Here is a 10,311-nt window from a genome sequence, read left to right as displayed (position 1 = left end):
TTCCAGGAACTCGTCGACGACGGGCGCAATGTTGTACACTCCTCCGAGCCGCTGGTACAAAGATTGTTTCGGTTTCTCATCCGCGAGCGGGGAGTTTGGGGCCAAAAGGTTTACGAGAATCACGGCCGACAGCAGGATTCCAACACGGAAGAAATCTTTCCTCAACATTTTCACCTCCTTCCCGCGACACCATGATGCCGGTCGCGATCCCCCTTCCATTGGTTGACAGGCGGGCCTCATCTACGGATAAAATGAATTTCCATTTTTTTTAGATGAGTCATGGGTTTTATGGTTTCAGTGGATTCGGCAGAATCAAGCAATTCCGGAATAAATGCAAGGGAAGGTGTTTGCGGCATCTTCAAAGGGATCGAATTCGGCAATAGATTCATCGCCAGAAAAATCCTCAGATCCAAGAGGTGGTGGGGAAACCCGTGGGGGTTCGAGTCCCCTCTTCGGCACCATCGCAATAACCAAAGGGAATCCGGATTGACGCCGGGTTCCCTTTTTTCGTATCTTGGCTCCATGTGGCCCAAATGTGGCTCGCGGGTTATCGTACGATCTGATATCAACTGGAATCAGAATCAATGAACCTCCCAAAGAGGTTTGGATGAAGAATCTTTACCCCTCCAGTATTCGGTCGAAGTTGATTCTCCTGGGAGCACTGGCTTTCCTTCCTGTTGTCCTGCTGACAGTCTTCACCTCTTGGCATCTTAGGAAGTTGGAAATTGCGGGAGCCGGGGAGGGGATGGCGAAAATTCTCGACTTCGCAATTCTCCACGAAGAGGAAGTCATTCGAGGAACACATCGGAATCTCTCCGTGCTCGCGGAAGTGCCGATCGTCCGCAAGGGTGGAAACCAATCCGACGAATTTCTTGCGCGGTTCTTGAGGAGCAGTCCCGTGTACGCGAATTTCGGGGTTGCCCGGCTTGATGGTCAAATAGTGAACAGCGCTGTCCCCTTGAAAAAGCCTGTGAACATTTCCGACCGGTTGTACTTCAAGGAAGCCCTGAGGACCCGATCTTTTTCCGTCGGCCAGTACCAGATGGGGCGGATCACGGGAACGCCTGTGATCAACTTCGGATACCCGCTCCTGGATCAGCAGGGAAATGCGACCGGGGTTGTCTTTGCCGCTCTGAATTTATCCCTTGTGACGCAGTTCGAGTCCCTCATCGACGTACAGACTCCAAAGAATTCCACCTATGTGAAACTCGACAGCAACGGCGCTGTTCTGACCAGTTACCCCGAAGCGCAATCGTTCGGAAGAGGGAATCTTCTTGAGAGATCCCTTTTTGAAATAATATCGCAGGAGAAAAAGGGGACGTCCCAGGCGGTAGGGGCGGACGGTGTGGAGCGGCTGTACCTGTTTTCCCCCTTCCACGGTCCGCTCAACAGGAACGAAGGATACGCTCTCCTCGGCATTCCGACCGAGGAGCTCTTTACGGAGGTCAATCGCAAACTAGTGGTGGAACTTGCGGCCCTTGCGGTGATCGGGGTCCTTTTCCTTGCGGTCGTATGGTTAGGAGGAGATTCCCTGATCGTCCGCCCCGTGGGAGCCCTCGTGGACGCGACGAAGCGACTGGCCGGCGGGGATCTTACGGCTAGGTTGGATCAACAAGCCCAGGACCAGGAAGGATGAACCGGACGTGTTAGACATAGAATTCTGACCGGCAGTGTCTCATTCTTGTTGACACGTTCCGGCGCTGGATGCCACGGTATGGGCGATCGCCTATCGCCCCATGCCTTGGCCTGGGGTTCTTCCGGCGGAGCCGCTGGAGGTCGGCTCGAAAGCGTCGGCGCGACCCTCGAGGATACGATCACAGGGGGCATGGGACAGTTTTCAACCAGGACGGGTGGTACACTTTCTATGTCGCAAATTGGTACATTTTCAAATGTCGCTTGACACCCCGAGGGGAAAGATGGGGAAATTTGAGCGGTAATTACCACGATTTATGTTATTTTACGCTCAAGATCGTACTTGCGTATCGTGCTGTCTTTTTTTAACCTATCAAAAACAAATGAAAAATAAAATTACTGGATCGGGCGCGTGCGTTGCATTTCTTCATTGGTTGGAACCGGATATTCGATTTCGAAAGGAGGCGGGTATGAAAAGGTTGGCCTTAGCGATCGCAATCATTCTCGCGCTGGCTCCCGTCGGCGTTTCGGCAACGGATCTGCCGGAACTTCCCGACCTGCCGGAACAAGCCTCGGGCGTGGCGGTCGCGGCTTTGGAGAGCGCGCTCGATCGGGCCGAGGCGGCGCTCGAGGACGCCCTCGCGAACGCGGATAGCGGTCTGGCACGGGCGCTGGATGCAATCGGCGACGCCGGCGGCGCGGTCGATCAAGGGCTCTCGTCCGCGGAGAACGCCCTCGCGGGCGCCGATGCGGCGCAGGAGGCGAGCGACGCGGTCCAGAGCGCCCAGGACGCGGCGAACGCCGGCCTGGACACGGCCAGCGACGCCGTGCAGAACGCGCTGAACAGAATCCCGTAACCGCGCACTCAGATTTCTGCCTTAGTCAGACTCTACCGGGGGATGGTCTTCATCCCCCTTTTTTTCCTCTCCGCGGGCCTGCAGGAGGACCCGGGCGCGCTCTTGGAACGCGTGCGCCAGGCTGCGCGGGCGGAGGAGTACGGGGCGGTCGAAGCGCTCGCCCAGGAGCTGGTCGAGGCACGCCCGGACCACGCCGAGGGCTGGTTTTACATGGGATATGCGCGGGCGGCGCGGAAGGACTACGCGCGCGCCATCAAGCCCTACCAACGGGCCATCCAACTCGGGCTCGAGGAGTACAGGACCTACTACCAACTCGGGTTCTCCGCCCACATGGCGGGGCAGCACGGGATCGCGGTCGCGGCCTTTCGGAACGCGCTCCGATACCGGGCGGGTGACATGGAAGCCACCTACCTTCTTGGGGTTTCTCAGTACGAACTCGGCAACTTCGCGGACGCGGACCGGACCCTGAGCTCCGTCGCCCTGAGGGAGGGCCCCCGACGGTATTTCGCGCTCTTCTACCGCGCGCTGGCCCGGATCAAGCTGAATCGCGTGGAGGAGGCGCGCGAGGACCTCGAGAGGTTGGCTCGCGAGAGCCCGGATGACTCGTTGCGGGAGAGGGGCAGGGAGTGGGTCGAGCGGCTGTCGAAACCGGAGGGGCGTGCCCCGGACCGCCGCCGGGCCCGCTCCCGGAGCGTGGTCTTCCAGGGGAAGGCGGGCTACGACTCCAACGTGCTGCGCCTTCCCGAAACCTCGCTCACCGCGGGGACCGAGGAGGACGACGTCTTCATTCAGGGTTTCCTCATGGGATCCGCGGAGTTCGTCGGGCCGAACCTGCTCGTGGGGCGCCTTTCGCTTCTGGCCCACGAATACCTGAACCAGAAGGAGTTCAGCATCGAGGCGGCGCTGGGGGCGCTGGAGAACGAGGTCCGACTCGGCGCAGACCTCCGGTGGAGGAGTTCTGCCCATTTCGAGTTCTACACCCTGGACCGGAAATCGCTGTTCCGCCGCATGGGGGTCCGGACGGGGCCCCGGCTGATGATCTCGCCTTCCACGCAGGTCTCGGCCGACGGCCTCCTGATGGCGAAGGACTATCGGCGCGAATCGCTCGACGATCTCGATGCCACGGAATACGGATTTGGCCTGGAGGTCAAACGGTCCCGGCTCTTCCCCTGGCTAGACGGGTCGGCCCGTTACGAGATCGCGCGGGAAGACGCCGACGCGCCGGACCGAAGCTTCACGGAGCACAAGCTCCAGGGCCGGCTGGAGGCGCGCCTGTCGGATGGCCTCCGGACACGGCTCGATGGCCGCGCGCTCTGGCGGAAGTATGACGGGAGGGACCGCACGTTCGGCGAAACCCGCGAGGATGCGAAGGGGATCGCCCGGCTCTCCGTGGCGTATCGTCTCGGGTCAAGAGTCGAGCTCATCGCGGAGGTCCAGGTCGAGGGGAACGATTCGACGATCGGGAACTTCGATTACGTCCGGACGATCCCCCAAGCGGGGTTCCTCGCCGTTTTCTGAAGTCGGGAGGCAGGCGGCGGGACTCGACCCGGTCGACTGGAGTGGACCTGCACCCCGTTTTTAGACCAACCGCAATAGGGGAAGACCGTCGGTTTGCGCTTGCCGCATGCTCTTGCCGAACACTGCTATTTGTGGGAAACTCAGACAGGTTGGTATGAAGTAATCACACCGCATTTCGCGTCCGTCAGGAGGACATGGAGAATGGGCGATGCGATAAAGAAGACCATTTCTCTGCCACCCGATCTTGCCGAGGATGCCGAGCGGGTAGCGAAAGAGGAGGGGAAGAGCCTAAGTGCCGTAATCCAGGAAGCCTTGCGGCTCGCCCGGCGTCAGCGGCTGCGGGGGGAATGGAAGGCGATGCAGGGATACTGGAGCGCCCGTGCCCGGGAGAAGGGGATTCTGAAAGAGGAAGATCTTGACAAGTATCTCAGGCGTCGATGAGAGTCGTCTTCGACTCCAACGTCCTGCTCGCGGCGTTGATGTTTCCCGGCGGACGCGCCGATGCGGCGGTGGCGAGGATTCTGGAGGGACGGGACGAACTCCTCATTTCGCTCCCGATCATCCGGGAAATCCTGTCGGTGCTGGCCTCGAAGTTCTCCCGAGACAAGGAAGAGCTCAGCCGTGTGGCGGTCGTTCTGGGGGAGATGGGGACAGTTGTGAATCCCTCCCGCCGCCTGTCCGTCCTCCGGGACGAGCCGGACAATCGCATCTTGGAATGCGCCGTCGAAGGGAAGGCGGAGGTGATCGTAACGGGCGACAAGGCGATGCTGGCCATAGGCGAATACGAGGGGGTCCGGCTGATCCCGTTAGCCGATTATCTGGATAAGCCAAGACCCGGCAGAAGACGCCGCGCATAATGGTTGGGATCGCCGTTCCCCATGATCGGCCGGATCCGAGTGGCTCATTTTGGTCCAATTTCTACGGAAGGCTATGGAAATCTCCCGAAATCTACGAAATGTGTAATGTTGGCACTCTCAAAACTATCGGATAAACAAAAGGACTCCAGGTCGTTTTAGGTACGGAGCGGCTTGAGGGGGTGGTGGGGAAACCCGCGCCGCAACGGGCGATGGCGCGATCGCCGAGCCTTAAGGCGGTCGAGTCCCCCCTTCGGCACCATCCTTCGCTGCTCGTCGCTACCGTAAAACCGAGACTTCGCAGCTACGGATGGCAAGCCATCCGCGAAGGATGCCCTCCGAAGCCTTGGCGAAGGAGGGCGAGCTACCACCAGGGGATTTCGGCTTCGCGCCGAAGTCCCTTTTTTCATGAAATCGGGCCGGCTGGCTCATTTCTGGCTCCCGGATGCTTTGAAGGAATGCCTGCCTTGTGAAAGGAAAAAGAAGGCAGGCCCTTGCGACTCTGCCTTCGTCGTGGGTGGAGACTCACTCGTCCTTTGTATAGGCCGCAGGTGTGATAACCGCCCGCGTCGACCGAGGAGAACGGCTCCCGGGGAGGCGCTGCCTGCCCATCCTCTCAAATGATGGAGTCTTCAGTAAGTCATGCGGAACCGGGAAAACACTCTTGCCCATACCCAATTGGGTATATAATGTGGGTGTGATGAAGCGCGCCCTTCCCGATAAGCCGCTTCACTGGGTCGGGTCAGCGAAAGCCGACCTGCTCGAATTTCCTTAGGAGGTGGTCGACGACTTTGGATACGCGCTCTACTTGGTGCAGATCGGCGGGAAGCCCCCCAACGCCAAGCCCTGGAAGGGCGAAGGTCCCGGTGTTTTCGAGATCATCGAGGACCACCGGGGGAATACGTACCGTGCGGTCTATACCGTTCGGTTCTCGGAAGCTGTTTATGTGTTGTACTGCTTCCAGAAAAAGTCTCCATCCGGGATCCGCACGGCTCGAGTCGATCAGAACCGGATTCATGATCGGCTCCGGGCGGCCTCGGAGGACTACGAGGTGAGGTATGGCGGGAAAAAAGCGTGAAGCGGTCGTAGCCGGCACCGGAAACGTCTTTCAGGACCTCGGCCTTGCCGATTCGGAGGACAGGAAGCTTCGTGTGCAGCTCGCGGTTCGCCTGAACAAGTTGATCGATGAACATCGTCTCAGTCAGGCCGCGGTCGCGAAGCGGTTCGGTGTTTCGCAGCCGCACGTCTCCAACCTCAGGAACTACAAGCTGAGTCGTTTTTCGTCCGAGCGGCTTCTCCGGTTCATCACCTTGCTCGACCGGGACATCGACATCGTCATTCGCCCTCGCGACTCTGCGCACGAGATCGGGCACGTGTCCGTACTGTTCACGGTGTGATCGAACGCGGCCCGAGTGGCTCATTTGTGGCGGAAATCCCCATAAATCTACGGAAAGTGCAATTTTGGCACGCTCAAAACTATTGGATAAACAAAAGGATTCCAGGCTGTTATAGGAACGGAGCGGCTTGAGGGGGTGGTGGGGAAACCCGTGGGGGTTCGAGTCCCCCCTCCGATTGTGGATTCTGATTGTGGATTCTTGACAAAGGTTTAATTTTCAAAAATAATTATTTCCCTACATCCCGCATCTTGTGACTCCTTCCGAGGGGGATCGCGTCGGCCTGTAACCTGTCTGCCCGACCGTCGCGGAGGGTGACGTTGATGCTGGATCTGATCCCCGCGAAGGGTTCCCCTCTTCTCTTCCTCCTGATGTTCGGCGCCTTCTTCCACAATCGGGGAAATAACCCATGTGTGGACGCGGGGGAAAGTTTAGGATGAGAATGTTTTCGTACGCTCCTGCAAGCCGCGAGCGTCAAGGAAACGCCTTGGCCTTGGCGCACAAAGAGCGGATCAACCTGCTGATGACGACATGGTGATTCCGGGGATAGGCGGGAGCGGGCTTACGGAACAGTTGTTTGAGGGCCACGAGGAATTGTCTCGGATGAGTATCCTGCGCTGTTTTCTCCCGAAGTTGCTTCTTATCGGTCTGTTGTTCTCCGTGGCGATATTCCCGCTCGTGGAGCAAGAAGCGGGAACGGCCGCTGATCCTCTCACTCCTGAGGAACGCGCCTTCGTCGCTGCCCACGGTCCCATCCGCTACGCACCAGACCCACTGTTCCCTCCCTTCGAGTTTCTCGACCCCTCCGGGGTCGCCAGGGGCATTACGCCGGACCTTCTGACCATCATGGGCAAGAAACTGGGGGTCGAGTTCCAGGCCGTCGCCTACCCCACCTGGTCCGATGTCCTCGAAGCCGGCAAGCGGGGGGAGGTGGACCTTCTCGGGACCCTCACCCGGACGCCCGAGCGCGAAGGTTTTCTGCTTTTCTCACGGCCGTACCTGTCGGTGCCCTACGTTCTGTTCGTCCGTCAAGATGGTGGTGACCCGAAAACGATCGAGGACATGGTTTCGCGCCGCCTCGGCGTTGTGAGGAATTACGGAATTAATTCCTGGTTGTCAGCCGAGCATCCGAAAATCCACCTCGTGGCGGTAGAGGACTCGGCGACGGGGCTTACCATGGTTGCGACGGGACAGCTCGACGCGTTGCTTGAGACACTGCCCGTCGGCGCTTACATAGTGCGCGAGAAGAGCCTCACCAATGTCCGGATCGTGCCGCGCCACATCTACACCCTGCCCCAGCACTTCGGTGTGCGCAAGGATGAGCCGCTTCTTCTCTCTATTGTCCAGAAGGGGCTGGACTCGCTGACTGAGACGGAGCATTCCGAGGTATTCGTGCGATGGACTGGACAGGATTTCTCCCGTCCCCCCTCGGCGATCTCTCCGCTTGTCTGGAACGCGCTTCTTATCCTTATCGCGGCTGCTGTCCTTTCCGGGATCTGGATAGTGGCCCTCAGGCGCAGCGTCCGGCGAGCCACGCAGTCGCTCCGGGAGAACGAGGAGAAGTTCCGCACCGTCGCGGATTATACCCACGACTGGGAGTACTGGATACTCCCGGACCGGAGCATTCGATATACATCTCCCTCGTGCGAGCAGATCACCGGATACTCGGCGGAGGATTATGCCAGGGATTCAGGTCTCTTGTTCCGCATCGTCGACCCGGAGGACCGCCCGCGGTTCGACGAGCATATCTGCGACTACCTCGACGGCGCGAAGCGGGGTGACGCGATCGGAGAGATCGAGTTCCGCATCGTCCGGAGTGACGGGGAGGTGCGCTGGATCGGGCACGTCTGCCGGCCGGTTTTCGGGGCGGACGGGACCTTCCAGGGGAGGCGCGGCTCCAACCGCGACACCACCAACCGCAAGCAGTCAGAAGAAGATCTGAGAGAGAGCGAGGAGCGCTACCAAGAACTGTTCGAGAACGCCAATGACATAATTTTTACGAATGATCTTACAGGCAATTTCACATCAATCAACAAGGCGGCGGAGCGAGTTACCGGCTATACGCGCGATGAAGCATTGAAGATGAACATCGATTCTGTTTTGGCCCCCGAGTATGTTGATGTTGCCCGCCAGATGCTGTCTCACAAGATTCAAGAGGGCGGGCAAACCCGTTACGACCTGGAGATTGTATCTAAGGACGGCCACCGGGTGCCGCTCGAGATCAGCACACGGATCATCTATAGAGGTGCCAGTCCTGTCGGCGTACAGGGTATCGCCCGGGACATCACCGAGCGCAAGCGGGCGGAGGAGGCCCTGCGGGAGAGCGAAGCCTTCATGTATACGATCATGGATAATCTCCCCATCGGGATTGCCGTGAACTCTGTCGATCCGGCGGTGAAGTTTATCTACATGAACGACAACTTTCCCAGGTTCTATCGGGTAACAAGAGAGGCACTTGCCGACCCTGACAGTTTTTGGGATGCCGTTTACGAGGAACCGGAATTCAGAGAAGAAATAAAGAAGAGGGTGCTGGATGATTGTGCCAGTGGCAACCCGGAGCGTATGTATTGGGTAGATGTGCCGATTACCCGTACGGGAAGCGAGACCACTTTCATTTCCGCGATGAATACGCCGATACCCGGCAAGCAGTTGATGCTATCAAGCGTATGGGACGTTACCGACCGCAAGCGCTCGGAGGAGGAGAAGGAGAGGCTGCAGTCCCAGCTCCACCAGGCGATGAAGATGGAGGCGGTGGGCCGGCTGGCGGGGGGCGTGGCGCATGACTTCAATAACCTGCTCACGGCGATCATTGGGAACATAACGCTGGCGCTGATGAAGCTTTCCCCGTCCGACCCGGCCGGGGGCCTGCTCGCCGAGGCGAACAAGGCCGCGGAGAGGTCGGCCACACTGACCCAGCAGCTGCTGGCGTTCTCCCGCAAGCAGATCATCGAGCCGAAGATCCTGGACCTGAACGAACTGATCAGCGGCCTGCACACGATGCTGGTCCGCCTGATCGGTGAGAACATCGAGTTGAAAACCATCCCTGAAGAAGGTCTTGGGATGGTAAAGGTCGACCGCGGGCAGTTCGAACAGATTCTGGTCAACCTGGCGGTGAACGCCCGGGACGCGATGCCGGAAGGCGGGAAACTTCTCATCGAAACCGCGAACGTGGCTCTGGACGAAGAGTATTGCGCCCGGCATCCGTATGTTCGTCCGGGGCGGTTCGTCATGCTGGCTGTAAGCGATACGGGACACGGGATGAGCGAGGAGGTCAAGAAGCAAATCTTTGAGCCGTTTTTCACGACCAAGCCCAAGGGAACCGGTACCGGGCTTGGCCTTGCGACGATCTACGGCGTGGTGAAGCAGTCGGACGGCTCCATCGAGGTGTATTCCGAGGTCGGGAAGGGGACGAGCTTCAAGATCTACCTTCCGAGGGTCGAGGGCGAGGCCGCGAGGTCGCGGGAGTCCGACCTGCCGACGGAACTCATGGTGGGTTCCGAGACGGTGCTGATCGTGGAGGACGAGGAGATCGTGCGGAATCTGTGTGTCCAGATCCTGGAGCGCTTGGGGTACAGGGTGATGCAGGCCTCCAACGGCGACGAGGCGCTCGCCCTGGCGATGGGATACAGGGAGCGGATCGACCTGCTCTTCACGGACGTGGTGATGCTGGGGATGAACGGGCGCGAGCTGGCGGACCGGTTGACCCGCATCCGTCCCGAGACAAGGGTGCTCTTCACGTCGGGGTACACGGACGACGCGATCGTGCACCATGGGGTCCTTGACGAGGGGGTGTCGTTCATCGGCAAGCCGTACTCCCTTTCGGGCCTGGCGAGGAAGATCCGGGAGGTGCTCGACAAGGTTTGACCGTCACGCCACCTGTTTTCCGCCTGAACCGATCGAAGGGATCGGGATCTGTATCTCGTTCAACTTCTCCACCTGCTCTCGGATATGATTCTTCCCCAGGGAAACGTATTGCATGGTCATCTGCAGGTCGGAGTGCCCGAGCGCCTTCATCATGGCAAAGGGGTCCGCCTCGGCCATCGCCATCTGATCGGG

Annotated in this window: 8 protein-coding genes and 2 pseudogenes (1 of these 10 only partly in view); 8 read left to right on the top strand and 2 right to left on the bottom strand. The window is 59.3% G+C overall.

Annotated elements, in window-relative coordinates:
* Positions 1-168, bottom strand: a pseudogene (locus A2X88_05840) (hypothetical protein); it reaches 324 nt to the left of the window's first position.
* A gap of 439 nt (positions 169-607) precedes the next feature.
* On the opposite strand from A2X88_05840, the gene A2X88_05835 reads away from it, so the two are divergent.
* The 8 genes and pseudogenes from A2X88_05835 to A2X88_05800 all read left to right on the top strand — a co-directional run bounded on the left by A2X88_05835 (position 608) and on the right by A2X88_05800 (position 10,119).
* Positions 608-1,636 (top strand): hypothetical protein, encoded by a 1,029-nt coding sequence (locus A2X88_05835; protein OGP33221.1) that lies wholly within the window; start codon positions 608-610, stop codon positions 1,634-1,636.
* Between the two features lie 466 nt (positions 1,637-2,102).
* Entirely contained in the window at positions 2,103-2,489 is a 387-nt protein-coding gene (locus A2X88_05830; protein OGP33220.1) for a hypothetical protein, read from the top strand.
* Positions 2,490-2,531: 42 nt separating this feature from the next.
* The gene (locus A2X88_05825) at positions 2,532-4,007 is read left to right on the top strand and encodes a hypothetical protein (protein OGP33219.1); all 1,476 of its coding nucleotides are present in this window, start codon (positions 2,532-2,534) and stop codon (positions 4,005-4,007) included.
* A 201-nt stretch (positions 4,008-4,208) separates the two neighbouring features.
* On the top strand, positions 4,209-4,448 hold the full coding sequence (locus A2X88_05820) for a hypothetical protein (protein ID OGP33218.1): 240 nt from the start codon (positions 4,209-4,211) through the stop codon (positions 4,446-4,448).
* Positions 4,445-4,864, top strand: a complete 420-nt coding sequence (locus A2X88_05815) for a putative toxin-antitoxin system toxin component, PIN family (protein OGP33217.1) — start codon at positions 4,445-4,447, stop codon at positions 4,862-4,864. The genes A2X88_05820 and A2X88_05815 overlap by 4 nt, the downstream gene beginning before the upstream one ends.
* A 697-nt stretch (positions 4,865-5,561) precedes the next feature.
* Positions 5,562-5,939, top strand: a pseudogene (locus tag A2X88_05810) (hypothetical protein).
* Positions 5,920-6,258, top strand: coding sequence for an XRE family transcriptional regulator (locus A2X88_05805; protein OGP33216.1), 339 nt, complete (start codon positions 5,920-5,922; stop codon positions 6,256-6,258). The pseudogene A2X88_05810 and the gene A2X88_05805 overlap by 20 nt, the downstream one beginning before the upstream one ends.
* Before the next feature lie 528 nt (positions 6,259-6,786).
* Positions 6,787-10,119, top strand: a complete 3,333-nt coding sequence (locus A2X88_05800; protein ID OGP33215.1) for a hypothetical protein — start codon at positions 6,787-6,789, stop codon at positions 10,117-10,119.
* A gap of 3 nt (positions 10,120-10,122) precedes the next feature.
* Here the strand turns inward: A2X88_05800 and A2X88_05795 are convergent, their stop codons facing one another.
* Positions 10,123-10,302 carry a hypothetical protein gene (locus A2X88_05795; protein OGP33214.1) on the bottom strand — a complete coding sequence of 60 codons (180 nt, stop codon included), beginning with the start codon at positions 10,300-10,302 and terminating at the stop codon, positions 10,123-10,125.
* Between the last annotated feature and the right edge of the window lie 9 nt (positions 10,303-10,311).

This window comes from Deltaproteobacteria bacterium GWC2_65_14 (assembly GCA_001797615.1).
GTDB lineage: Bacteria > Desulfobacterota > Deferrimicrobia > Deferrimicrobiales > Deferrimicrobiaceae > GWC2-65-14.
The sequence above is the reverse complement of the archived record's forward strand: the minus strand, read 5'-3'. Positions and strand labels throughout refer to the sequence as shown.